The sequence below is a fragment of the Saccharolobus solfataricus genome, assembly GCF_900079115.1.
GTDB lineage: Archaea > Thermoproteota > Thermoprotei_A > Sulfolobales > Sulfolobaceae > Saccharolobus > Saccharolobus solfataricus.
On record NZ_LT549890.1, the window covers coordinates 1,258,265 to 1,284,678 of the forward strand.

A 26,414-nucleotide genomic window follows, 5' to 3' on the forward strand; every position below is an offset into this window, starting at 1 on the left:
TCTTCAACGTCATTAGTAGAATTTTACTTGACTCTAATTGAGAAAACTAAACACTTTTTAACGAAACTCTAGCTATAACTCGCATAAGCCTTTAGCTATGCGTTTACTTAACATAAAAATTAGAGAAAATAAAAAGTATTTAGATCAAGGCAGTAGAACGAGATAACCTTATGTAAATTACGATTTTTTTACAAAAAAGAAGAGTCCCCTTCATTTTTTGTTTAAAAAATAATAAGAATTAACCTATTTACCAGTAATTGTCGTAAACGTAGTCGTATAACTCCAATACCCACTTATCCAGTTCTCCTCTTTTTACCTTATCTTCAATCATTTTTCTAAACGAGAATATGCTATCCATTACCTTTGACCTCCTCTCTGGATCCAATGGAGAGAGTATGAAGAGTATCTTCCCGCTATTCATTATGTACTTGGGATATAACATCTCTTTCATTAATATTTCCATAATTACTGGGGCCATTGATCTGTCAAACCTCGGGGCCAAATTAATAAGCTCTTCCTCGATCTCAGAAGCGTTAGCGTTAAGGATTTTTGCCAGCTTCTGAGCAGCTTCTTTAGCAGACATCTCCCTAAACGGACCTGAACTATAAGCCTTAGATATTACCTTATACACCTCTTCCACCGTTGAAGCGTTATTTGTCTTTCCAAAGGTTTCAGCTATTCTCCTAGACGCTCTCATATCTTGTTCTTTGTAAAACTCATATGTCCAATCTAAGTGTAACTCCCACAACTTCTCGAATATATCCTTTACCTTCGTCCCCTTTGTGACCTTTAGAACGTCTTCAGCTGGAATTACACCATCCTTAGTTAGCTTTGGTCCCTTAATATATCCATCCTTTGTGAAGCTAGCATCCCTATTTATTACACTCCATAGCCAAGAAGTGAATATTCTATAGGTAGCTAAGTCGTTCATGAACCTTTGCTTTAATTCATAATCATCTATTGCCGCAGCTAAGTTGCCATTTAGCAATTGGAAACCGTAATTCGCTGCCATATAAAACGCGTGTTGAACGTGTTCTGGTGTAATGTCTCCCTCTGGGATGTCATATAACGAATGCCATAGGTCTTTTCCACCCCATAATTCCTTATTAAATAATAGCTTTTCTGGAGTGTTAATCATTTCCTTGGTTATAACCCAAGGCGTTATTTTTCCTCTTTCATCAATTAGGCCAAGCTTTTGGAATAACGCTCTTTCTTCTGGTGTTAACCCACTATCCACGGTGGGTAATTTGGTTCCCTCTACCTCAATGTAATTAATTGGTGCGTCAATCATTTTCTGTAACTCATCTAAACTTGCCCTTAAGGGTTTGCTCCCTGCCTCTACATAAGCTTCTTCCTTAGTCGCTACCCAACTCTGTCTGAACATATCGTAAAGTTTACCCTTTACTTTTCCGTTAACTATATCCTCTAAAGTGATTTTACCTTCAACTTTACCCTCTGCCACAAAGATAAGTCCTATTAGCCTCTCCCTTAACTTATCTAGCTTTATTCCCCTTAATGCCTTTAAGTTGTATCTATTTCTCCCGAATGGGTCAGTTTGAGGGTAGAGCATTACTGCCGCCATACCACCTACTGGAGCAGCATCGGCTTCGCCGTTCTTCGCCCCAGCTAATAGCATCATGAGTGCGTTGTACTTTTGATAAGCCATCATGTTTGGTGAGGTCATGGTAATGTTTTGGGGATCTGGAAGTACTTTCTCTTGTAACCACATCTCAATCAGACTTCCCAAATAGTCCCATCTACCGTTATTTGATTTTATGAGTCTCTCACGAAATATCCACAGTATTACAGGGAAAAATCTTCCAGCATTGACCTCCTCATAAAGGAGAGCGAGCTTAAGTGTACCTATCTTAAGTCCTAGTTTAGACTCGATTCTTCTCAAGATCTTTTCTATTATCAATGCCTCATCCGGTGTCTGGGTTTTAGGTAGATAGAAATATACTCCAGAACCCGCACTCTTCAGACTATTATAATTGTTTAGGGTATATATAACGGCAGAAACAATTATAGCCGGTACTGGTTTACCATTTAACGTTATATCGAAATCCAAGAGGTGTAATCCAGGGAGTCTGTGGAAAATCACTGGCCACTTATCCCTAGGTTTGTTTAAGCTGTACGTTTTTCCCTTCTCGTAATAAGGATTTGGAGCCTTACCGGAGAGGAAGAGTTTTACGTTCTTTCTTCCCTCCCATACGTCAGCAATTGTTTTACCAGAACCAAAGGGTATATACCATGCAGGTGAGGCGTCTTCCTCATCTTCCATAACACATGCTACGTCTGAGTTTATTTGATTATACGCCCTACTCAGAGGATACCAAGGTCCAGTGATTTCTAACCCTGGGTTATTGAGGGGATGTGCGTCCTTTGGTATTGGTACATTTTCATTTAACCTCCATTTTAGCTTTGACTGTACCCCGAGGAAGTTATCTATCATCCCTTGAATGATTTCCCTAAAGGTTCTCTTATTTCCATCAGCATCTACAAAGACTTCGTCAAAGGATGGAAAAGCACCTTTTGAGGTCACGGGGTCTTTTGATTCTAACCATAGTCGCCTTTTATTAATAACCTTTCTTATCTCATCTGAGAACTCAACTGCGAGCTCCTCAATTAGTTTTTCAACACTTACAATCCTATCGTTTATGGTCTTTTCTCCGAATAGGTCACTATACTTTTGATAGATCTCCTCAGGGATTTTAAGGCTAGAAGACATTTGATCCCCAATTTTAAAAAGTTGGAGAATACTATTAAATTTTTCTAAAAAAGTTTCAATTAGATATATGGAGTACCTTATGGAAGAACTTATTTCTTTTTTGAACGTGCTTTTTAAGTTTTTAAATAAGAAATTGTATCTTGCAGCTTGTAGAGAACTCTACGATTTAGTCTCTGTGAACTGTAAGGGGAAGAGAAAAACTTCTCTCAATATTTGAGCTTAAGATTAAGGATAAATTCGTCATTGTCTAAGATTGGTGTGAATGTAACAAATTTATCTTATCTATTGAAATCCTATATGGAGTTTTTACTGGGAAACATAAGTATTTAAATTTTAAAATAATACATATATTTACCATGTCAAATAGTGGAGGAAAGGATTGGGTAACAGCGTTAAAGGTGGCCATATCAGCCGTTGCCAACAGTTTCAGATAAACCGTAAAGTTTATATTATTTTGCCACAAACTCTTATACAATGCTAAGATCAAAGGAAGCATGCCAAAGACTAGGAATATCCTATGCAACACTTAGAGAATACGTTAAGAAAGGATACATAAAACCAGTTATACTACAGAGCGGAAAATGGAGATTCAGAGAAGAAGACGTAGAGAGGCTAATGGGAATTATTAGAAAAAGAAAAGTAATACTTTACGCCAGAGTATCATCTTCCACACAAAAAGACGATCTGGCAAACCAAGTGAAATATCTAGAGGAACAAGTCAAAGAATACGACCAAGTAATCACAGACATAGGTTCCGGGTTAAACATGAAGAGAAAAGGATTCCTAAAACTACTGAAAATGATACTTAACAACGAAGTATCACGCGTAGTTATTGCTTACCCAGACAGACTTGTTAGATTCGGCTTCGAAATCCTGGAGGAAGTGTGCAAAGCACATGGCTGTGAAATAGTAGTAATAAACCAAGAGGACAAAGAAGAAGAATTGGTCGAAGACTTAGTCTCAATACTACTCTCATTCAGTGGGAAACTACATGGCATGAGAAGTCATAAATACGAGAAGGTGAAGAAATGTGCTGAAGAACTTAAGGCTTAAGTCATTCCAACCAGAGGAAGAGTACGTGCACTTCACGTACTCCATCAAGAACGACAAGAGGGAGGAGAGCAAAGAATTAATTAAAGAATACACAACACTACTACAGAAAGCAATTGACTACCTGTGGAGTTTAACGAAAATACAAGTAAGAAAGAACGGTAATTACAAGATAACACTACCGAAGAAGAAGGAGGTGTACAAACCACTTAGGGATGAACTAGAGAAGATCAACCACCTTGCATCACACTACGTCGATAAGGCAATTAATGACGCATTCTCGATCTTGAAGTCGTGGAGGAAAAGGGCTATAAAGGGGAGAGCTTCGATTGAAAAACCAAGGGTAAAGAAGGCTTACGTTAGGATAAAGACGACTCTGAGGAAGGTTGTGGGGGAAAGCGTTAGAATAACGGTAAGACCTTATGAGTACATCACCTTCTCGTGGAGTAAGTCATGGTTCTCAAGAAGGGTTAGGGAGTTGGAACTTGGTGAACCTATAATTAAGGAGGAGAAAGTGTATTTGCCATTTCGTTACAAGTTACCCTGGGCAACACCATTAAACTTTCTGGCAATTGACTCCAACCTTTATACTCTAGATGCTTATGATGGTGAGAAATTCGTTACAATCTCACTAAAGCAGTTGTACTCCCTTAAGTACTCTATGGAGGTGAAGAGGGCTAAGGTGCAATCATTTGCATCAAAGCACACGAAGAGGGGGAGAGAGTTGTTAAGGAAGTATTCGCATAGGGAGAGGAATCGCGTTCTGGACTTCGTTCACAAGTTTGTAAACGCGTTGTTGGACTTGTACCCCATGACGTTTTTCGCTGTGGAAAAGCTTAACAAAGAGAGTATGTTTGTAGACGCTAATGACTCTCTTTCGAGGAAGATTTCTAGGACTGTTTGGAGGAGTATACACAGAGTGTTGAAGTATAAGGCTCCGCTTTACGGTTCTTTCGTTAAGGAAGTGAACCCACGCTTTACATCTAGGTCTTGCCCCAGATGTGGGTTTGTATCCCGAAAGGTTGGTAAGACCTTTGAGTGTGAGAGGTGTGGGTTTAAGTTGGATAGGCAATTGAACGCGTCACTGAATATTTATCTCAAGATGTGCGGATTCCCTCACATCCGTGATATAGCACGGGTGTGGGTTGGGGTTATTCCGCTAATGGGGCGAAGAGGGATGAACGGGTTTCCCCGTGACTTTGGTGAAGCCCAAGGGCTGAGGATTGATATTAAATATCATGAAATCCCATGAAGCCCAAACCCCAATTTAGGCTGGGGATTTGAACTATTCGATTTAGTAGTCTACCTATATGTTGCAACTACAATATCTCCTCTATTCTTTCCTTCTTCAAGCAAAATAGCTAGCTTATTGCTTTTTCTATTAACCATAGTCATAGGATATTTTGCCAGACCTTTAGGAGGTATATTCTTTGGACATTATGGAGATAAGATAGGGAGGAAGAGAATATGGTTTGTTTCACTGCTTGGAATGGGTATTGCTACTACACTAATAGGGTTTTTGCCCACTTATAATCAAGTTGGCATATTTGCTACCATACTACTGATTTTGTTACGAATATTGCAAGGCTTTTTCTTAGCTGGAGAATGGGGAGGAGGAATGACGTTAGTTAATGAGTTTTCTCCAAGTAATTTGAGGGGATTAATGAGTGGTGTACAACAAGGAGGAGCAGCATTGGGTTTAATATTCGCGGTAATTGCTAGTGAAATAGCCTCGTCTTTAGCACCTGGTTCTGCCTTTGCTACATATGGTTGGAGAATTATGTTCTGGTTCGGTGTTATTCCACTAATAATAGCTTTAACTGTAAGGTGGAAGGTTGGTGAGAGTATTGAATGGCTAACTAAGGTAGCAGATAAACCTGAAAAAATTCCTATTGCCACTGTTTTTAAGAAATGGTGGAAGCTGGTTATAATAGCTGCTGTAGTGTTGTTTAGTAGTGGGTCTATATACTACGGCATTATAGCGTACATGTCTACATTTTTTGAACTTTACACACATTTATCAATATATGAAATAGATAATATTGTATTGGCCACTAATCTAGTATGGTTATTCCTCTCTCCATTGACTGGTTATTTAAGTGATATATTGAAGATGAGAAAGACATTAATAGCAATACTAGGATTTATCATTGGTATCTTGGTATACCCAATAATAAATGTGCTTTACACCAGTTCATATATCTTAAGCATTTTAGCCGGTATGCTATTAGGATTTTTATTTGCGTTTCAATACTCAATATTTCCCGCTTGGTTATCTGAAAACATTAATACTAATGTGAGATACTCGTACATAGCTTTCTCAATCAATTTAGGAGTGGCACTTTCATCCTTTGCCCCTTACATAGTAACAGCACTAGGATTAATCTTTCATAATCCGGTCATAGGATTGCAGTTTTTGATATATCTGCTTCAATATTAGGAGGAATAGCCGCTTTACTATCACCACCTGATAAAGTGGGAATGCAACTTAGTTGAAAAAAGTCAACTTTTTTCTTCTTCTCTTTTTCTTAGCTCAAATCTCTTCAATTTACCGGTCTCCGTTCTAGGTAATTCTTTAACGAATTCTATTTCTCTAGGATACGCATATAAGGCTAGTCTGCTTTTTACAAATTGTTGAATTTCCTCTACTAGACTATCAGATGGAGAATATCCATCCTTTAGTACTATAAATGCCTTTATTACATTTCCTCTCAACCTATCCGGCTTACCTATTACAGCAACTTCTTGAACTGCGGGATGTTGTAATATAATACTCTCTATCTCCTCCGGTCCCAATCTATAGCCGGAAACCTTTATTACGTCATCCCCTCTCCCTTTAAACCAAATATAACCATTTTGATCCATTAAACCTAGGTCTCCCATTAAGAACCAATGTCCTCTAAACTTCTTAGCGGTAGCTTCCGGATTCTTATAATATCCTAGAAATAATACAGGATCCTCTATCCTTACTGCTATTTCTCCAACTTGATTTATTACCTCATTACCTTTTTCATCAATGACTGCTATCTCATGACCGGGAGTAGGTTTACCTACAGATCCTATCTTACGCCACATGGAGTTATTTACGGTCACTAGATTAGCCTCTGTACAACCATAAAATTCATTAACATTGGGGGATAACTCTTTCATTGCCCACTCAATCAAGTCTCCTCCCACAGCTTCTCCAGCACTACTAACTGCTCTTAATCTTAAATCGTAATCTCTCCTTGGACTACTAACTTCCTTCCTAATCATTCTTAAAGCCGTAGGGGGGATGAAAGCGCAAGTAACCTTATAACAGACGGGGGTTCAAAGGGGGCGGAAAACTTCTCTTTGAGGCGGATCCCTTTGTAGAAAAGTTAAAATAGGAAAATAACGAAATACACATCAATGCCCACCTTAGGGTTTCGCTTCCGTGCATACACTGACGAACAAACCCTTAGGGCGTTAAAGGCCCAGTTGAAGTTAGCGTGCAAAATCTACAACACCTTAAGGTGGGCAGACATATACTTTTACCAAAGGGATGGGAAAGGACTTACGCAGACTGAGTTAAGACAGTTGGCTCTAGATCTGAGAAAACAAGATGATGAGTATAAGCAACTCTATTCTCAAGTAGTTCAACAAATAGCCGACCGTTACTACGAAGCTAGACAGAGGTTTTTTGAAGGTTTAGCACGTTTCCCGAAAGAAAAGAAACCTCACAAATACTACTCCCTTGTCTATCCCCAGTATGGTTGGAAAATACTTCACGTTAGAGAAATAAGAAAAGGAAGCAAGAAGAAACTAATAACGCTTAAACTATCAAATCTTGGTACATTCAAGGTAATAGTTCACCGAGACTTTCCCCTTGACAAAGTAAAGAGGGTAGTAGTGAAGCTAACAAGATCTGAGAGGATATACATCACTTTCGTAGTTGATCACGAATTCCCCAAGTTACCTAACACTGGTAAGGAAGTGGCGATAGATGTTGGTGTAGAAAAGTTGTTAGTAACGTCAGATGGTGAGTATTTTCCTAATTTGAGACCTTACGAGAAAGCGTTATGGAAAGTGAAGCATCTACACAGAGAACTTTCAAGGAAGAAGTTCCTCTCTAATAATTGGTTTAAGGCTAAGGTTAAGCTTGCTAGGGCTTATGAGTATTTGAAGAATCTAAGAACGGATCTTTACATGAAGTTGGGTAAATGGTTTGCTGAGCATTATGACGTTGTGGTGATGGAGGGTATTCACGCTAAACAACTTGTGGGTAAGTCCTTGAGGTCTCTGAGGAGGAGGCTGAGTGATGTGGGATTTGGTGAGTTGAGGGGTGTGCTGAAGTATCAGCTGGAAAAATACGGTAAGAAACTCATCCTAGTTAATCCTGCATACACTTCCAAAACTTGTGCTAGGTGCGGGTATGTGAAAAATGACTTGTCTCTATCTGATCGTGTTTTCGTTTGTCCCAACTGTGGTTGGATTGCAGATCGTGACTATAATGCTTCTCTTAACATCTTACGTGGATCGGGGTCGGAGCGACCCTTAGTGTGGAGCTCCGCCCTCTACCAGTACTCTGGCATGGCAGAGCTGTGAAGCAGGAAGCTCCCTCATTTATGAGGGGGTAGCTCACATTTTTGCATTATGGCTAGGGTATCTTTAGGGGAGAATTTACCTAGCCTTCTATATGCTACTATTGGCTTCCCGAAATAGAGGCTAGGTAGTATTACATCGCCTATAGCCCCAATCCAGCCCCAGTCCGCGGGTGTATAAAATACATCCTCTTCTCTTGGTGCCATTTCGAAATAGAGCTGATAGGCAGGAATATGTCCCAACAGAAATCTATGAGCATGAAGGACTCCCTTTGGTGCTCCAGTACTACCAGAGGTATAAAAGAGTTGGGCTGGATCATCACTCTTAGTATCTACCGCATAATGTACTCCAGAGGTCTTTTTAACCTCATCGAAATTAATTTCACTTTCATCTCTAGCTTCATCAGCAACTATAATCTTAGTTACGTTCCTTAATTTTTCTCTAACCTCTTTTCTTGAACCTTCAATTATTATAGCCTTGGCATCACTTTGTCTTATTCTATATTCAACAGCCTCTACTCCCATTAATGGTGAAATCGATAAGCTAATTGCTCCAAGCCTATATAGTGATAAAATACTTATTACAGTTTCAACCCTGGGCTGTAAGTAAATACCAACCACATCCCCTCTTTTTACTCCTATTTCTCTTAAAATTGTTATTAAAGAATCGCTAAGACTCTTTAATTGGGCGAAAGTATAAACGAAATGATCACCTTCCTCGTCTTCATAGTATATTGCGATGTTATCTCCTACACCTTCCTTAACCTTTCTATCTAATATCGATTCTCCTATATTAAAGCGAGAAGGAATATTCCATTTGAATGTTCTCACAAGTTCATCATAATTATGAAATCTAATTTCCCTCAAATCTACCTCGAGCATAAGAAGACTATCTCAATTCTAGTATATAACTATTATTATTTATGATAGTATTAAATTGATGGTAAGTTAAGCTTTTAAATATAAATTAGGAAAAGGCTTTATGTATAGGGTTATTGAGTTAGGACACGTAATTTCAGCACCATTCGCAGGAGAGATCTTGAGACATTTAGGATTTGAGGTAATAAAGATTGAACCACTACTAGGAGATCCAAGTAGGAAAGACGACGTTTTAGTAGATTCCATGTTCGTCTTCAATAATAGGGGTAAAAGATCAATTTCCGTAGATTTAAGAAAGGAAAAGGGAAAAGAGGTTTTCCTAAGATTAGTACGGAACTCCCACGTCTTAATCGAGAACTTATCTCCTCATGTAATGGATAGGCTAGGATTATCAGATGACGTTATATTTTCGACCAATCCCTCCTTAGTATACTGCTCCATAAAGGGATATCCTAAGGGGAAATACGAAAATCTACCTGCCTTCGGTACCATAATTGAGGCGGAAAGCGGTATCATGGATGCTAATGGAAAGGCAAGGTTACCTGCTTCAATAACCGACATGAACGCATCTACGTATTGCGTAATTACGATTTTATGGGCACTGCTTATGAAGAAACCCGGGCACTATAGGGTGAGCATTATCCAAGCCAATACAGTTTGGTTAGGATATTATCTCATAGCATATCAGAAATACGGTAAGCTCTTTGAAGCTGGAAAAGATGAACTTCCCTTCTGGGCTCCCTATGAGTTATTCAAGAGTTCCGAGGAGAAGGAATTTTACTTAGCAGTAAATGATAACGAAAAATTTACAAAGCTCTGTAAGGCACTGGGATTAGAGGACCTATTAGCTGATGAAAGGTTTAAAACTAACGCGGATAGGGTTAGAAATAGAAAGATATTACATGAAAAGCTTCAACAGAAGTTCAGCTCAATGAAACTGGAAGAGATAATGAACATTTTACGTTATAATGATATACCCGTGGGTAAATTAAATAACTTGAAAGATTTAATTAGTAACGAATTAGTGGAATGGGATACGTTTAGAAACGTTCAAGTACCTAAACTCCCTCTACCAGGTAGTCTTAATAGCCAACATGTGCCAAATGTAGGGGAAGATACTCTATATATATTAAAAGAGCTTGGGTATTCAGAAAACGAAATAGAAAGTATGATAAAAGAAAATGTAATTAATTATAACAAATAGAGAAGAAAAGAAGGGGTTGGACTTTTATAGGATTTCATGATATTTAAAATCAAACAGGGGAACCTTTCCACCAAGGAACTCCATGAACTTCTCACTGCCCCTTATCTTCCAAGTAGTTCCAAGTGGTGGACGAACTTGATTAGGAGGGTTTTGAAGAGAAGGATAACGTCTCACTTAGGTCAAGTAAAGGGACTCTAACTTGTTTCTAAACTTCTCCCAAGGGAGGACCTTATCGGCTTTGAGTAACAAATCTTTTTCAGTTGAAATTGCCTTTACCATAATATTATCTCGTCCCATTTTCTTATTAATATTACTCATGAATAGCCATTTTAAACAACTTGGATAACGTCGCGTTTAGTTTCTCTCAATCAAGAGAATGTTTTTAAAAGCTAGTAATAATAAAGATATAATTGAAGATGTCGCTGGCTGAAGAGATTAAAAAGGTCCTAAAGGAGAATCCATCAATTATAGTGGACGCGCTCGCGCAGAGACCAGAAATTCTCTATGATGTATTAGTTAAGTTGATGCCATGGCAAGTTATAATTCGTGATATTGATGACCTAAAAAATCATACTCAAAAAATAGAAAAGGAGTTAGGGGAAGTAAAGGAGAGTCTGAAGAATTTTGTTACTAAGGAGGATGCTAAGAATTTCGCCACCAAGGACGACATAAAGAGGTTGGAAACTATCATTACTGGTTTAGGTGCGAGGTGGGGATTATTAAGTGAAGATGCGTTTAGGCAAGGCGTATATGAGATTATGAAATCTGAGGGAATTGTTGCTAAGAAGGAGCTCGTATACGATAAGACTGGTGAAGTATATGGCGAACCTTCTGATGTCGAATACGATTTAATGATAGAGGACGGAAACTTAGTAATGATAGAAATAACTTCAGCTATAAAAAGAGGAGATCTACCCGTAATTAGGAAGAAGAAGGAATTTTATGAGAGAAACAAAAACGTGAAGATATCTAAAGTAATAGTCATAACACCTTTTTTACACGATAAATATCCAGATAGGCTAAAAGCAATGGCAAAAGATATGGGAATAGAAATAATTAATCCTTAAACTATTGTGACAAAGGAAAAGCAAGCCTCGCCCCTTCTCGGTACTCCCAAAATCTATTTCCAGAAATAATCCACTTCGAAATATTATAGAAATTAAGCAATTAAAGTTTATAACTATCTGACAACTAGCTAAAATTTAAAGTAAAAATCTTACTAAATACTTCAATATTTATGTATTACTTAAGAAGCAGTACTATAATTCATGTTATTCACCTCATATTTTCTCATAAATTTTAGAAAAATTAGAAAGAAATACTTTAATTTTATAGAAATTCAGATAGAATCATTCCCTTTTGATATATTTTATCATATATAAGGAGGTCAGTTAGATCATATAACGTTCTTCTATTTATTTAAACATGGGGCTTATGCGACACTAGCGGAAGGGATTTTTCAACCCTAAATCCCCATGAAGATGGAAACTATTTCAGAATATACTCCTTAAATCTATTCACGTTTTCCGGATCATAAGATGGAATAACAACATCACATTCCCTCCTCATGTAATCGTAAGCATTTAAACACTCGTAGATATCCTCTGCAATACCAATTGGTATATTTTGTTCAAAATTATTCATAACAAAAGCTGAATCACTTATACACCATCTCTTTTTATCAAAATTGAACTTGACCAACATCGAGCTTCTATGATGACAACCAGTCCACTTAACCTCAATACCCTTAATTACTTCTTGATTTTCTACCAAAACAATCCTATTCCACGCTTCATCAAATAAATATTCCCTAGTTAATCTGGGTAAGTAGATGTCCCTATTTAAGAAAGGTGAAGGAGATGGAGTAACTACATCCTCATACCATCCCTTTTTAGAGAAGTATAGTTTAGCTTTTCTGAACATATGAATTCTTCCTATAGTGTAGTCTTGAACTGGAGTAATAATAATGTGAGAAATGTCATCAGTGGTTATGTTCAGTTTTGCTAGAGCATTTTCGATCTTCTCTACATGTTGAAATTTGCATCTGTCGCTCTTAGCCCATTCCTTCAGAAACTTATTCCTTAAGCTTAAGTCATCCGGTAATCCAGTATTAATTAGCACATATTGATCGTTTTCTGTCTTTATTAAAAAGGAGTAAAATGACAATCTATACCACTTGTCAAAATCTTTCATCCAGAAAACCTCTGCTCCAGGTACCTCTCCATGATCACCAACCTGTATTATCTTAAATAGAGAAACCATACCATTATATTCCTTCTGAACTTATTAATATACACTCATACGAGTTTGGATAATTTAGTCAATAATCAGTCCTAATTAATATTGAGAGGTATGATTACCATTTAGCAAAGAATCTAAGAAGAATGGGATAGATGGGAAATGGATATGATAGAAGATAAGACAAACCTTACCCTTTACGGTAGACCCAAAATGATCCCCTTGAAAATAAATCTGTAACATTATTAAGCGTTTTCTCTATTTTAATAAAATTATCCTTGATATTACTGTTATGAATAAAAGGATGAGTAAAAGTCTTCCCTCTTCACATCCTTGAATATGGTGAGGAGGAAGTAGAGAGCTATCATGAACATCAGCTTACGAAACGCTAACCTGGTTGAGCTTATGAACGGGAGAAACGACTTGATATTCCTATAGGAAGTCTCTATTGGGTTCACCTTGTTGTAAAGCCTAAACACCACATCCTTGGGTAGATCTAGGTTTGTGGCCCTAGCGAAGTACTCAATTCTTCCTCCTAATCCCTACCTTGAACAATTGACTTGAACTTCACCTGCTTTTACCTCCTATGTCTCTTGCTATTCTTCGCCTTCATCGAAATCGTTGTGGATTTTCAAGGTACCTACTGGGACTGCAACTTGAACTTGGAGATGAAGTTCAACACGTCTGCTGAGTAGAATCCCGCGTCAAGTGTTATCAAGTTTACTGAGATCTGTTCAATAAGTAGCTTGACTGTGTCGTCTTTTGTCATCCCTTTCTCTTGTTCGATGAATGCTAGTATTTTCCCGTTGTGTTTTGTCGTTGCAGTTGCGTAGTTCCATGAGTATCCATCTTCTGAGCTACCTAACCTCTCTATTGGTCTGGTACTTTATCGTGGTCCAATCTATTGATATGTTTACTTTCTTCACTGCTTTTAGCATTTCAAGGGATAGTTGTTTCACTCGTTTGAGTAATTTCTCGGCTACTTCTTCTTTCTCGGCGTAGTTTCTCACTGTTTGGCTTGAGGTCTTGAACATCTTTGACTTGTTCTCGATTGAGCCGTTCCACGGCTGTGACGAGTGTTTTGGCTACTTCTTCTCCCTTTCTTCCCTTAAAGTCTATCATGGAAAGTAATTTATACCCTATTTGCTGAATTTGGGTGGGGAAAGTTAAGTATTATTATTTGGAATTCACTCTTGGTAATACAGATCTCCTCACCTAAAATTTTTCCTTTCAATTTGTTGAATTCTTAACACTATAATTTACTCTATTATCCTTTATAAGCTGGATATTAATTAACTGATATTGTTTTTTTTTTTGTAAAAAGATTTTGGGTCTACCGATGAGGACGGGTTAGCTCACCTCTTACTTTCTTTAAACTAATCAGAAGTTTAAGGCGAATTCATGGCTAACTTAACGCCAATTTAAAAAAAGGTTTATAAAATCTATAAAGAAATATAAAATGATGAAAAGGAAATTTGATCTCAAAAAGGATGTAATAATAGCGTTAAATCCATTGCAGACAAGATACCAACTGTTCTCAGAAAGAGTATTTCAGCCTTTGTATAGTGCGACAAATGATGGAATTTATCGTATGGAGAGACTCAAAAGAACCGGAATCGGACTCGGGCTTACGCTAGCTGAACTTGGAGTAGGTGTTCTAATCATCTTTCTTGGTATCTTCATTTATTTCACTATTTATTTCACTTATCAATATATTTATATTCCTCCACTTGCCCATTATCCACTTGCCCCAGAAATAATAGTGTACGCAATTCCTTTTGCCATTCCTATTGGAATTTTTATTGGGATTATAGTTGCACTTGTTTTTGGAATTGTAAAGCTGGTAAAAATTATCAGAAAACTTTCAAGAAAAATAAATATAGCAGAAGGGGAACTAGTAGTTCCATGGGTCTCTGTAAGGAATATCGTAGTTACTAATGTAAGGCAGGAAAATATAGCCAACAGACCCAGTATTACTCTGAATATAATCTCGCCGGTTTACAAGGAAATAGGCGATTGGCATGTTCTAACAACGGACGGAAGAGACATAACAATACCTAACGTTGACGACCCATTTAATAAGCTAAATTATGTAAAAAACAGATTTAACTTGACATTCTAAAAATTTTTTACATGTACGTCGTTGGACTTCCGCTTGGAGGGTTTCTGGAGGTGTTGATGGGGTAGTATATTGTTTGGACACTCAATCCCTCCTACTTGAAAGCTCTGATCGTATATTCCCCAGGGGTTTGGGCTTCATGGGATTTCATGATATTTAATATCAACCCTCAGCCCTTGGGCTTCACCGAAGTCGCGGACGTTCATCCTTCTCCGCCCCATTAGCGGAATAACCCCAACCCACACCCGCGCTATTTCACGGATGTGAGGGAATCCGCACATCTTGAGATAAATATTCAGTGAAGCATTCAATTGCCTATCTAACTTGAACCCGCACCTCTCACACTCAAAGGTCTTACCAACCTTTCGGGATACAAACCTACATCTGGGGCAAGACCTCGAGGTGAGGTACGGGTTCACTTCCTTAACGAAAGAACCGTAAAGCGGAGCCTTGTACTTCAACACTCTGTGTATACTCCTCCAAACAGTCCTAGAAATCTTCCTCGAAAGAGAGTCATTAGCATCCTTAAACATACTCTCTTTGTTAAGCTTTTCCACAGCGAAAAACGTCATGGGGTACAAGTCCAACAAAGTGTTTACAAACTTGTGAACGAAGTCCAGAACGCGATTCCTCTCCCTATGCGAATACTTCCTCATCAACTCTCTCCCTCTTCGTGTGCTTTGATGCAAATGATTGCACCTTAGCCCTCTTCACCTCCATGGAGTACTTAAGGGAGTACAACTGCTTCAGAGAGATTGTAACGAATTTCTCACCATCATAAGCATCTAGAGTATAAAGGTTGGAGTCAATAGCTAGAAAGTTCACTGGTGTTACCCATGGTAACTTGTAACGAAATGGTAGGTAAACCTTCTCCTCCTTAATTATAGGTTCACCAAGTTCCAACTCCTTAACCCTTCTTGAGAACCATGACTTACTCCACGAGAAGGTGATGTACTCATGAGGTCTTACCGTTATTCTAACGCTTTCCCCCACAACCTTCCTCAGAGTCGTCTTTATCCTAACGTAAGCCTTCTTCACCCTTGGTTTTTCAATCGAAGCTCTCCCCTTTATGGCCCTTTTCCTCCACGACTTCAAGATCGAGAATGCGTCATTAATTGCCTTATCGACGTAATGTGACGCAAGGTGATTGATCTTCTCCAACTCTTCCCTAAGTGGTTTGTATACTTCCTTCTTCTTCGGTAGTGTTATCTTGTAATTACCGTTCTTTTTTCTTACTTGTATTTTCGTTAAATTCCACAGGTAGTCAATTGCTTTCTGTAGTAGTGTTCTGTATTCTTTAATTAACTCTTTGCTCTTCTCCCTCTCACTATTCTTGATGGAGTACGTGAAGTGCACTAGTATTTTGGAAAAGTTCTTAGACTATGATCTAGTGGTATATCCTTTGCCTAAAGCTATAGACTTTCTGAAGGCACTAACGTATTCCTCTTCCGGTTCAAATTTTCCAATTCTTAAGTTCTTCAGCACATTTCTTCACCTTTTCGTATTTATGACTTCTCATACCATACAGTTTCCCGCTGAACGAGACTAGTGCTGACATTAGGTCTTCAACTAGTTCTTCCTCTTTGTCCTCTTGGTTTAGTACTACTATTTCACAGTTGTGTGCTTTGCACACTTCCTCTAGGATTTCGAAACCGAATCTAACAAGTCTGTCTGGGTAAGCAACAACTACGCGTGATACTTCGTTATTTAATATCATTCTCAACAACTTCAAGAACCCCTTTCTCTTCATGTTTAACCCGGAACCTATGTCTGTGATTACTTGGTCGTATTCTTTGACTTGTTCCTCTAGGTACTTCACTTGGTTTACTAGATCGTCTTTTTGCGTGGAAGATGATACTCTAGCGTAAAGTATTACTTTTCTTTTTCTAATAATTCCCATTAGCCTCTCTATGTCTTCTTCTCTGAATCTCCATTTTCCGCTCTGTAGTATAACTGGTTTTATGTATCCTTTCTTAACGTATTCTCTAAGTGTTGCATAGGATATTCCTAGTCTTTGGCATGCTTCCTTTGGTCTTAGCATTGTATAAGAGTTTGTGGCAAAATAATATAAACTTTACGGTTTATCGGAAACTGTTGGCAACGGCTTCCGACTAAAGACAAAGAAAGTTGATAATATTAGAAATTCCCCATCCATAGCTATAGGATCTATAATAAACATCAACGCTCCTATAGGTAGTGTTGCGAGAATCGCAAAACTGACTTTCTCCCGCCACTCATGGCGAGGTTTTCAGCAGTTTGTAATTATATTATCTATTTGCCTTAAGCTATGTGGCCACATTGTACTATGCAACGGTGAATTACTTATATATGCAAAAGTTGAGAATATACATGCTATGACTTTCTCAATAGTCATTTACGATCCCGATGAAAAGGCTTGGGGTGTAGGAGTAGCAAGTAAATTCCTAGCTGTTGGTGCATTTGTACCGTGGTTGAAACCAAATGTTGGCGCAATTGCTACGCAAGCTTTAGCTAATTTAACATATGGTATAAATGGGCTATCCTTGTTGGAAAAGGGTTATAGTGCGTCTGATTCAATAAGGATTCTCACAGAATCGGATCCGTTAAGGGAGAAGAGACAAATCGGCATTGTCGACTCTAAGGGAAATGCTTCAGCCTTTACTGGAAGGGAATGCTATTCGTACGCTGGACACATAGTTGGAAATAACTTCACCGTGCAAGGCAATATATTAGCCGGAGAAGAGGTTTTAGAGGCAATGGCAAAGGAGGCTGAAGGTAAGGGTAAAATTTATGAGAAGATTCTTAGAGCGTTAAAGGCTGGTGAGAGTAAAGGTGGTGATAGAAGAGGAAAACAGAGTGCTGCAATAATTGTAGTTAGAGCAGTTGAAAGGAGTGAGAGGGAAATTGATCCTTTAGTAGTAGGAAAGTACGTGGATTTGAGGGTTGATGATAGCCCAGACCCCTTGAGGGATTTGGAGAGGCTATTGGATCTATGGGTTGCTACTTTTGTTGAGGAGGAAATGGTGAACGTTAAGGATTATGAGGATCAGATTAGGGATGCTTTGAAAAGATGGGGATATAGCGATTTGAGAACCTGGGTTGAGATAAACAATTTTGAGGGGAAGTATACTGGGGATAAGATCGGTAAAAGTGTGTTGAAGATTTTACTATCTAAAGGTTAAGAGTTTAAAAATTAATTTATTATAAAGTGAGGAGTAAAAGATTAAATAGTTAAACATTCATCTCTTAAATATGCAATACAAATGGGTTGCCTTAAGCAATACAACAATTGGAGTGCTAATGGCTTCAATAAACGGCACAATAACCCTAATCTCCCTCCCTGCCATATTTAGAGGAATTAACATTAACCCCTTTACCTCATTTCAGTACCTATTATGGATATTAATGGGATATAACGTAGTTACCGCAACCTTGTTAGTGTCATTTGGTAGGTTATCTGACATTTTCGGCAGGGTTAGGTTATACAATTTAGGTTTTTTAATCTTTACAATTGGCTCAATTCTGCTTTTCTTAACTCCCAATACTGGTAGTCTAGGTGCACTAGAGTTAATATTGTTTAGGATAATCCAAGGAATAGGTGGAGCTTTTCTCTTCGCAAATAGTGCTGCTATAATCACAGACGCTTTCCCGTTTAATGAGAGGGGTAAGGCTCTTGGAATAAATCAAATCGCAGCCTTAGCTGGATCCCTAGTTGGTTTGATACTAGGCGGGATATTATCTGTAATAGATTGGCGTTACATATTTCTAGTTAGCGTCCCAGTTGGTATACTAGGTACAATATGGAGTTATACGAAACTAAAGGAAATTTCAGTACCTAGTAGGAGTGAGGGTATAGATTGGGCTGGAAACACAACCTTTGGTTTGGGTTTGATTCTAATCCTCATTGCAATAACTTACGGACTGTTACCTTATGGGAGTTCTCAGCTAGGTTGGGGAAACCCATTCGTGATTGGTTCAATGGTAGCTGGTATAGGATTAATAGGTGCATTCATCTACATAGAGAATAAGGTGAAATATCCCATGTTTAGGTTAGAGTTATTTAAGATTAGGATGTTCACAGCAGGGAATTTAGCCAGCTTTTTGAGGTCAATAGCATACGGTGGATTAATGATAATGTTAATAATATTCTTACAAGGAATATGGCTTCCACTGCACGGGTATAGTTATGAGGAAACCCCATTCTGGGCTGGTATATATACTATACCATTAATGATAGGCTTTGTAACTATGGGCCCAATAAGCGGTTGGCTTTCCGATAGGTATGGGGCTAGGCTCTTGGCAACACTAGGAATGGTAATAGTGGGTATAGGATTTCTATTATTAACACTCCTTCCCTATAATTTCAACTACCCAGAATTCGCCCTCATAATATTCATAATGGGACTGGGAAATGGAATGTTTGCTTCCCCAAATACTGCCTCAATAATGAACTCCGTACCACCTAAGTATAGGGGAGTAGCATCTGGAATGAGGGCTACAATACAAAATACTGGTCAAACGTTAAGTATGGCATTGTTTTTCACCATAGTCATAATCTCCTTAGCCTCAACACTACCTACTGCGTTGGCAAATGCGGTAACTCAAGCCGGAGCTCCTCAATTAGCTCCATTAATGCAAAAGATACCGGTAACTGGTGCCCTATTTGCGGCATTTTTAGGATATGACCCAGTTAAGACAATTCTCTCATCTCTACCCCCACAGATAACTGTTCCACCACAAGCCGTAGCGGTAATGGAACAGCACGATTGGTTCCCAACAGTTATTGCACCATCCTTCATGATAGCCTTAAGGGAAGCATTCTACATAAGTTCAGTTTTAACTTTCATTGCAGCTATTGCCTCGGCTTTAAGAGGTAGGAGAGTTATTGCAGAACAACAAGATGGTGGTGAAATAAATGCAAAAAATAGATGAAAAACTCCAATTAATGAATACTATAGCTAAAATCTATAGAGGATCAATAAAGGAGTTTAACAACAGGCTAGGTAAGTTAATGAACCTATCCTACTTGGACTTTTCAATACTTAAGGCCACATCTGAGGAACCTAGATCAATGGTTTATCTTGCTAACAGATATTTCGTAACTCAATCAGCAATAACTGCAGCAGTGGATAAATTGGAAGCCAAGGGATTGGTTAGGAGGATAAGGGACAGTAAAGATAGACGAATCGTAATTGTGGAAATAACACCAAAGGGCAGGCAAGTGTTATTAGAAGCTAATGAAGTACTTAGAAATTTAGTAAATGAAATGCTAAGTGATGTGGAAAACGTAGAAGAACTCCTAGAGGGTTTAAATAAAATACTATCTAGAATAGGAAGCTCCAAGGACTAGGGCTACCAATGTAATGATCCAAATAGTTCATTTCCGCCTTTCCATTATAGCCATTTATCCTTGATGGCTGGTCCCATACCATACCGTTTTTAACCAAATTATCCCACTCTTTCTTACAAAAGCTTAAGTCTCCAACACCTTTCTTATAAGCTAACCAGCAGATGGCGAAGACCATTCTAGGCCATGAGGAGTAAGTTTGAACACTCAAACCAACAATCTTACCATTATCGTCCACGAGGTTAGGAACACAATGGGGAGAAGCGTTACCATTAAGCCTTATAATACTCTCTAACGCCTTCTTTATTATGTCCTCTTCTACAATATCCTCTAGTCCTACTAGTGTAGTAAACCACTCGCCATACAATTGGGCAAGAAATGACGCATTATCAACACTATCCCAAGCCTTAAAATACCTGCCATTAAACATTCTTCTAAACGCTTCTCTGGCAGAACTTAGCTTTTCACTGATAAAATCAACATAATTACTATCACCAACCAACTTTGCAATCTCCCTCATAGCAATTAAAGACCCAATGAAAAGGGAGGAAGTATAACTATCATGACCCTTAATGATGGTAGCGTCAAAAGCATTGTCCATCTCTCCCTCCATGAATGGTAAATTCCCCTTACACTGCCTTAATTCCCAATCCATGACCTTAACTAGAATTGGGTAAACCTCTTTCAAGAATTCAATATCGTTAGTGAACTTAAAGTACCTATCAGTGGTGTTTCACCAATTTTACTCAAAATGATACAATTTCTATGGAAGAGAAAAATATCAGAGCGGAGTTAGAAAAATCGGCTTATTTCAACACAAGAAGCAAAAAATTTTCATATTTGTTGAAGAAACTAACAGAAAACGAGTTTATATATAAAGAGTAATACCATTTGTCTAGTATTATCAATAGAGGAAAGTAGGTGGAAGGACGAGATGAACAAGAAAAGGTTAAAGCGAGGGACTCCATAACTCCGTTATGCAAACCATACAAGTATCCAAAACGGAGCTGAAGTCCCTCGCTATAACTTTAGCAACAAACAATATTAACGTTATCTCTCAAGATCTAGACCCGGAAATAGTGAAAGCAGCACCATCCTTGCTAACCGGAAACAGAGGAAAATACTACTTGAAGGTAGTAAGACGAGGCGAGAAAGTAATTAGTAAAGGTCAGAGAACCTTCAAGTTCTACCCAATCTACAGAGAAGTAAAGGGAGAGATCAACGTAGTCGCTGTAGATGAGACCGGATTAACCGTGGGAGAAAAGGAACAAGAAAAAGCAGAGGGCTTTCTACTCTACAACTGGAAGAGAAAAGGAGTAAAGATGAGATCCTTGGACCTCGTATATCCCTTAAGGTTACCCCTCCTAGTGGAGGTAGCAGATTTGAGAAGCGACAGTCCATCACAGTTCCTACTCAGGAGCGTGAGGGAAGTAAGCCAATACATGGAAATAGATTACGTTGTAGCTGACGCCGGATTCTTGAACCTAGGGGTCATCAAGGAAATGCCCGTGAAGACCATTGTGAGAGGAAAGTCGAACTTGAAGGGATTCAAGGAACTATCTAACGTTCCATTAGTTGAGAAGAGATACGAGGTTAAGGACAGGGTTTACGTTGCGTATAGGGTCTTGAAATTTGAAGGGCTTTATTATTACGATGTGGTTTACGTTAAGGGAAAGCCGAGGCACTTTATGTTCGTGACGAACTTCGAGGGAGATCCCTATGAACTGGCTGAACTCTATAGGTTGAGGTGGCAGGTTGAGGAGGGTTTCAAGGTTAGGAAGGCAAGGATAAGGTATGTTAGGAAGTTGAGTAATAAGATCTTCTTGTTCCTCTATTACACGGTTCTGGATTCTGCGTGGAATCTAGTGAATCATCTTCTCTTTAACTTCAAGTCCACGTGTAAGAAGGGTTTGTCCTTCGATTCATTCGTCAAGCTTCTCTAACTTTCTCGGTGTTCAGAGGAGACTATGCACGTCGTTTTCACCACGTGAGAAAAATTCAGAATTCTCCTCTTATTATTAGAATTGTACGCTATATTTTTTGCAAATTATTTTAACATGTTATGTTTCATAATAATTTTATTGTTTTTCTCTATATCAATCTCTTTTTGAAAGTGCTAATATTATATCTTTCAAATGAAATAATTTGGTGAAACACCACTGAGTACCTATACACTAGGAGTATTAAGCTCGGATTCATATCCTTCCATCTGGGAGGAGAAGTAGTACCATCAATGGGAGAATCTAAGGAATGATAGCCTAAATCATGAGGAACATAACCATCTTCTCTTATATGTCTAATCAACAACTTCAAAAACGATTTTTCTAACTCTGGAAACATAAGAATCACTGGAAGTGAGCCAAACTCATAACAAGCGCCTATAGTACCTAAATATGGACAGTTCTGTGGTGCTTCGTAAATCGCAAACCTACCCTTCTCATCTAACCAAGTATTGGAGGAGAGGATATATGCGCTGTTTATTATGGCGTCTCCTAACCAGTCCTTTACGTTTACGATATTATGGAAAATTTTGTTTCTTAACTCATTAAAGTTGTCTAAAAAATACTTTGCTACTTCCAACGAATCTTTAAAGAAGTTCTCGTAATAATGCCCGTAGGGGTAAAACACGTGCTTACCAGTAAAGTACCAAGCGAATACGTATCTTATTTCATCCCCTTCTGAGTAGTTGGATATTAGAATACTTGCCGGATCATCCCTATGACCGGTTACCTCATGAGGATCATCAGTTACTTCCTCCTCCCTATCCAGTTTCACCCAAGGTTCCTCATTTTCATATTGTGATAACCAGAAGTTTATTGTCTCGCTTGGTTTCCTCTTCAAGTTGTACTGCGTTATTATCTTACTTACATTCTCTGATATTAACGAGGTATTTCCCTTAGCTGGGTCGTAATCATTCGCCTTTATGTTTTTATGAATTACCCCGTTCCTTATTCTCTCATTTAATCTCCCAATGCTTACACTACCTACGATGTTTGGGAAGGAAATTGCAACTATCCCCTCCCTACTACCCTTAACTCTTAGACTAATTCCTACTGCAGGTAAGGACGAATTTTTCACGTCACGAGGGATTATTGATGAAAAAGCCTCCAACACTACTTCAACGTCGTCATTCTTTCCCTTTACTGTAACAACAGGGTATTTACCTTCATAGAGTATTTCTCCACGAAACTCACTTACCTTGTATAATCCACTATCTTTCTGGAATAGGAATCCCCTTTTATCTTTAGGCTTAATATATATGTGGAACCCCCTTAGTAACTTAATTGGATTTCCCCAATTGTTCCTTATTGTGATGTTTGTTATTCTTACCTTATTATCAATTTCCAGTTTCCCAGTACCAATTCCTCCTAAGGGTACTCCAGCCACGATCCTATCCTTATCAGTATATGTAACCATGCTATATTAGTTTGAGGTATAAATGGTTAAAAAGGTCTTAGAGTCTTATATTGTTTAGAGGAGAGTTTCAGAAAAGTTGGATACGGTCCACGAGAAGTATGCCGTACCGTTAGAAGTCATGGTGCCCCATTCTGTACCAAACTCCCAATCCGTTAGATAATAGTTTGTAATGTTATAGCTTGTAAAGTTACTTAACGCTTTAATAAACAAGTTGGGTTCATAGCTAACGTAACCATTTGTAACTTTCCAGCCATCTGGTCTAAAGGCTATGTACTCCCATCCTCCCCATGGAACACTTTTCATCTCCCAGACTTGAAAAGTAGCGTTAACTAAGGTGTGATTAATGTAGATTGGGACGACAACTTTCCCAACCTGTTCTCCTGCTGGTTGTAGGTTTTGGCTAAATAACCAGACCATTATCTCAATATCTCCATTGCCTGGAGCAGTTCCGGGGCTGAATGCAATTTGAGGTCTAACTATCCACGCATCAGATGCAATATCAAAATTTATTGATGGATCTAATTTAGTTAAGTTTATGTAAAATGAGACCATGAACGGTGTCATGTTACCTATCCTCATTGGGAATATGTTACCAGCATATGCAGTATCCCAAGGCTTTCTTCCTACATAAATCTCAGGATAACCGTTAGTCCACTCCAATGGTTTAACTTGTGTTAAGTTAAAGCTAACAGAGAGTGTACGAGTAAGCGGATTAAATACCATAGTGTAGTTGCCATTATAGTTTTTAGCATTCCACATATTTACTTCAAGGTAGAACGACGGTATAGTTGAATTGTTCAAATAGACTGGGGTAGGAGAACTAGCAGAGGAGGTGACATAGATTAATTGATTATATGAAGTAATGGAAGTTACTGTTTGTGTTACGGTAGTGGTTATTGCATTTGTTGTAGTCGAAGTACTAGTTGTAGTGGAAAATTCGGTTGTAGTTACGGGTTTAACGCTGAGAGACTGTTGATGCAAGTAAATGATTCCCCCCATAACGCCAATGGCTATTATCACAATTACCGGAAGCACAATATATAATTTATTCATTATCCTACTTTATAATCCTTTAGGTACTAAAGATTTTCCGGCTAACTTTTATTAATGGATTAGCTTTTTATTCTTAGCTCGCTAAATCTCTTATGGATTTAGTTGAGAAGTTAAAAAATGACGTAAGAGAAATAGAGGACTGGATAATTCAAATTAGAAGGAAAATCCATGAGTATCCGGAACTTTCCTACAAGGAGTATAACACCTCTAAACTAGTAGCGGAAACGTTAAGGAAATTGGGAGTAGAAGTGGAAGAAGGCGTTGGATTACCCACAGCAGTGGTTGGTAAGATTAGGGGAAGTAAACCAGGAAAGACTGTTGCTTTGAGAGCTGATATGGATGCCCTTCCGGTAGAGGAGAACACTGATCTAGAATTTAAATCCAAAGTTAAGGGAGTAATGCACGCATGTGGTCATGATACTCACGTAGCAATGCTCTTAGGTGGAGCTTATCTGTTAGTTAAGAATAAAGATTTAATCAGTGGTGAAATTAGGTTAATATTCCAACCGGCAGAGGAGGATGGAGGATTAGGAGGAGCAAAACCAATGATTGAGGCTGGAGTTATGAACGGTGTAGATTATGTATTTGGAATACATATATCGAGTAGTTATCCTTCTGGAGTTTTCGCAACTAGAAAAGGCCCTATAATGGCTACGCCGGACGCATTCAAGATAATCGTTCACGGGAAGGGCGGTCATGGTTCTGCTCCTCATGAGACTATTGACCCAATTTTTATATCCTTACAAATAGCTAACGCAATCTACGGCATAACAGCAAGGCAAATTGATCCAGTTCAACCCTTTATCATATCCATTACTACAATACATTCAGGTACAAAGGATAACATAATACCAGATGATGCCGAAATGCAGGGAACAATTAGAAGTTTAGACGAGAACGTTAGAAGTAAGGCTAAGGACTATATGAGAAGAATAGTTTCGTCAATATGTGGAATCTATGGTGCAACTTGTGAGGTTAAATTCATGGAAGACGTCTATCCAACTACCGTAAATAACCCTGAGGTAACTGATGAGGTAATGAAAATTCTATCTTCAATATCAACAGTTGTTGAGACAGAGCCAGTGCTAGGAGCGGAGGACTTCTCCAGATTCTTACAGAAGGCTCCAGGAACGTATTTCTTTCTGGGAACCAGAAACGAAAAGAAAGGATGCATATATCCCAATCACAGCTCTAAGTTCTGTGTAGATGAGGACGTGCTAAAATTAGGTGCCTTAGCTCACGCATTATTGGCAGTAAAGTTCAGTAATAAATAAAGGGCTTAATGCTAAATGAGTATTGGAAATGGAGAAGGAAAAGGTTCTCAATATTTTGAGGAATTCCTCAAATTTACCTTTAAGTTTAATTAAAGAATTCCTCTCAGACAAGGATAAGGATATTAAACATGAAGCTTGGAATTACGTTATTTTGAACGTTAAGGATAAGGAGTTCCTATTAGAACTCTTATCATTTCACGATACCGGTACAAGATATAGAGCTTGGAATAGTGTTCCAGAATTCATTATAAGTGGAAGATTAACATTAGAGGAGGTAATTAGTAGAAAAAGGTACTTCCTTGAAATGCTTAAAGACGATAATAAAGTCGTAAGGGCACTATCTTGGTATGTTACGTTAAAACCCTTATTGGAAATGAAAATAGTAAAAATGGAAGAGATTCTTAGTTATTCGCCCTTTCTGTGCGAGTTAATTAACTCAGAGTTTCACGATGTCGTACTAGATACTATGGATGAATTTAGGATTACATGCAAGTTTATATAGAAATAGAAGATACAGCTATTTATATAGATATGTATAGATTGTTCTTCTCTATTTTATTTACG

At 38.3% G+C, this 26,414-nt stretch carries 15 protein-coding genes and 8 pseudogenes; 13 read left to right on the forward strand and 10 right to left on the reverse strand.

Features of this window, described 5'->3' with window-relative positions:
- Nucleotides 1-247: 247 nt before the first annotated feature.
- Nucleotides 248-2,728 (reverse strand): malate synthase, encoded by a 2,481-nt coding sequence (locus tag SSOP1_RS07045; RefSeq protein ID WP_010923329.1) that lies wholly within the window; start codon nt 2,726-2,728, stop codon nt 248-250.
- A gap of 474 nt (nt 2,729-3,202) precedes the next feature.
- Between SSOP1_RS07045 and SSOP1_RS07050 the strand changes: the two genes are divergently transcribed.
- From SSOP1_RS07050 to SSOP1_RS07060, 3 genes and pseudogenes are all read left to right on the forward strand, one after another.
- Nucleotides 3,203-3,781: an IS607-like element ISC1904 family transposase gene (locus SSOP1_RS07050; RefSeq protein ID WP_063492794.1), complete on the forward strand. Its 579-nt coding sequence runs from the start codon at nt 3,203-3,205 to the stop codon at nt 3,779-3,781.
- On the forward strand, nt 3,759-5,030 hold the full coding sequence (locus SSOP1_RS07055; protein ID WP_010923331.1) for an RNA-guided endonuclease InsQ/TnpB family protein: 1,272 nt from the start codon (nt 3,759-3,761) through the stop codon (nt 5,028-5,030). Before SSOP1_RS07050 ends, SSOP1_RS07055 begins: the two co-directional genes overlap by 23 nt.
- Before the next feature lie 12 nt (nt 5,031-5,042).
- Nucleotides 5,043-6,274, forward strand: a pseudogene (locus SSOP1_RS07060) (MFS transporter); the annotation flags it as partial.
- Between the two features lie 6 nt (nt 6,275-6,280).
- On the opposite strand, the pseudogene SSOP1_RS07065 reads toward SSOP1_RS07060, so the two are convergent.
- A pseudogene (locus SSOP1_RS07065) lies at nt 6,281-7,075 on the reverse strand (AMP-binding enzyme); the annotation flags it as partial.
- Between the two features lie 93 nt (nt 7,076-7,168).
- Between SSOP1_RS07065 and SSOP1_RS07070 the strand changes: the two are divergent.
- Nucleotides 7,169-8,376, forward strand: a pseudogene (locus tag SSOP1_RS07070) (RNA-guided endonuclease InsQ/TnpB family protein).
- A 6-nt stretch (nt 8,377-8,382) separates the two neighbouring features.
- On the opposite strand, the pseudogene SSOP1_RS07075 reads toward SSOP1_RS07070, so the two are convergent.
- Nucleotides 8,383-9,222, reverse strand: a pseudogene (locus SSOP1_RS07075) (AMP-binding protein); the annotation flags it as partial.
- A gap of 100 nt (nt 9,223-9,322) precedes the next feature.
- Here SSOP1_RS07075 and SSOP1_RS07080 point away from each other — a divergent pair.
- Nucleotides 9,323-10,423 (forward strand): CaiB/BaiF CoA transferase family protein, encoded by a 1,101-nt coding sequence (locus tag SSOP1_RS07080; RefSeq protein ID WP_010923336.1) that lies wholly within the window; start codon nt 9,323-9,325, stop codon nt 10,421-10,423.
- 416 nt (nt 10,424-10,839) lie between these two features.
- The gene (locus tag SSOP1_RS07085; RefSeq protein WP_048054212.1) at nt 10,840-11,490 is read left to right on the forward strand and encodes a PD-(D/E)XK nuclease family protein; all 651 of its coding nucleotides are present in this window, start codon (nt 10,840-10,842) and stop codon (nt 11,488-11,490) included.
- Between the two features lie 421 nt (nt 11,491-11,911).
- Here the strand turns inward: SSOP1_RS07085 and SSOP1_RS07090 are convergent, their stop codons facing one another.
- Both SSOP1_RS07090 and SSOP1_RS16315 read right to left on the reverse strand, forming a co-directional pair.
- Nucleotides 11,912-12,685 carry an MBL fold metallo-hydrolase gene (locus tag SSOP1_RS07090; protein WP_010923338.1) on the reverse strand — a complete coding sequence of 258 codons (774 nt, stop codon included), beginning with the start codon at nt 12,683-12,685 and terminating at the stop codon, nt 11,912-11,914.
- Between the two features lie 287 nt (nt 12,686-12,972).
- Nucleotides 12,973-13,813, reverse strand: a pseudogene (locus SSOP1_RS16315) (DUF4322 domain-containing protein); the annotation flags it as partial.
- Between the two features lie 307 nt (nt 13,814-14,120).
- Between SSOP1_RS16315 and SSOP1_RS07100 the strand changes: the two are divergent.
- The gene (locus tag SSOP1_RS07100; RefSeq protein ID WP_010923339.1) at nt 14,121-14,783 is read left to right on the forward strand and encodes a hypothetical protein; all 663 of its coding nucleotides are present in this window, start codon (nt 14,121-14,123) and stop codon (nt 14,781-14,783) included.
- Between the two features lie 134 nt (nt 14,784-14,917).
- On the opposite strand, the pseudogene SSOP1_RS07105 reads toward SSOP1_RS07100, so the two are convergent.
- Together SSOP1_RS07105 and SSOP1_RS07110 are read right to left on the reverse strand one after the other, a co-directional pair.
- Nucleotides 14,918-16,082 (reverse strand): annotated as a pseudogene (locus SSOP1_RS07105) (zinc ribbon domain-containing protein); the annotation flags it as partial.
- Nucleotides 16,083-16,233: 151 nt separating this feature from the next.
- Nucleotides 16,234-16,821 (reverse strand): IS607 family transposase, encoded by a 588-nt coding sequence (locus SSOP1_RS07110; protein ID WP_010923342.1) that lies wholly within the window; start codon nt 16,819-16,821, stop codon nt 16,234-16,236.
- A 313-nt stretch (nt 16,822-17,134) separates the two neighbouring features.
- On the opposite strand from SSOP1_RS07110, the gene SSOP1_RS07115 reads away from it, so the two are divergent.
- The 3 genes from SSOP1_RS07115 to SSOP1_RS07125 all read left to right on the forward strand — a co-directional run bounded on the left by SSOP1_RS07115 (nt 17,135) and on the right by SSOP1_RS07125 (nt 20,109).
- The gene (locus SSOP1_RS07115) at nt 17,135-17,941 is read left to right on the forward strand and encodes a DUF1028 domain-containing protein (RefSeq protein ID WP_010923343.1); all 807 of its coding nucleotides are present in this window, start codon (nt 17,135-17,137) and stop codon (nt 17,939-17,941) included.
- A gap of 70 nt (nt 17,942-18,011) precedes the next feature.
- Complete coding sequence (locus SSOP1_RS07120; RefSeq protein WP_010923344.1) at nt 18,012-19,691, forward strand: MFS transporter; 1,680 nt, start codon at nt 18,012-18,014, stop codon at nt 19,689-19,691.
- Nucleotides 19,675-20,109, forward strand: coding sequence for a MarR family winged helix-turn-helix transcriptional regulator (locus SSOP1_RS07125; RefSeq protein WP_010923345.1), 435 nt, complete (start codon nt 19,675-19,677; stop codon nt 20,107-20,109). The genes SSOP1_RS07120 and SSOP1_RS07125 overlap by 17 nt, the downstream gene beginning before the upstream one ends.
- Here the strand turns inward: SSOP1_RS07125 and SSOP1_RS07130 are convergent.
- Nucleotides 20,084-20,827 (reverse strand): annotated as a pseudogene (locus SSOP1_RS07130) (GH116 family glycosyl hydrolase); the annotation flags it as partial. The gene SSOP1_RS07125 and the pseudogene SSOP1_RS07130 sit on opposite strands and share 26 nt — an antisense overlap.
- 256 nt (nt 20,828-21,083) lie before the next feature.
- Between SSOP1_RS07130 and SSOP1_RS07135 the strand changes: the two are divergent.
- Nucleotides 21,084-22,049, forward strand: coding sequence for an ISH3-like element ISC1439A family transposase (locus tag SSOP1_RS07135; RefSeq protein WP_063492796.1), 966 nt, complete (start codon nt 21,084-21,086; stop codon nt 22,047-22,049).
- Between the two features lie 220 nt (nt 22,050-22,269).
- On the opposite strand, the pseudogene SSOP1_RS07140 reads toward SSOP1_RS07135, so the two are convergent.
- Together SSOP1_RS07140 and SSOP1_RS07145 are read right to left on the reverse strand one after the other, a co-directional pair.
- Nucleotides 22,270-23,523, reverse strand: a pseudogene (locus SSOP1_RS07140) (GH116 family glycosyl-hydrolase); the annotation flags it as partial.
- A 54-nt stretch (nt 23,524-23,577) separates the two neighbouring features.
- Nucleotides 23,578-24,576 carry a GH12 family glycosyl hydrolase domain-containing protein gene (locus SSOP1_RS07145; protein WP_063492797.1) on the reverse strand — a complete coding sequence of 333 codons (999 nt, stop codon included), beginning with the start codon at nt 24,574-24,576 and terminating at the stop codon, nt 23,578-23,580.
- A 92-nt stretch (nt 24,577-24,668) separates the two neighbouring features.
- Between SSOP1_RS07145 and cpsA the strand changes: the two genes are divergently transcribed.
- Nucleotides 24,669-25,850 (forward strand): carboxypeptidase CpsA, encoded by a 1,182-nt coding sequence (gene cpsA, locus SSOP1_RS07150; protein WP_010923348.1) that lies wholly within the window; start codon nt 24,669-24,671, stop codon nt 25,848-25,850.
- A gap of 28 nt (nt 25,851-25,878) precedes the next feature.
- Entirely contained in the window at nt 25,879-26,352 is a 474-nt protein-coding gene (locus SSOP1_RS07155) for a hypothetical protein (protein ID WP_048054214.1), read from the forward strand.
- Nucleotides 26,353-26,414 lie beyond the last annotated feature (62 nt).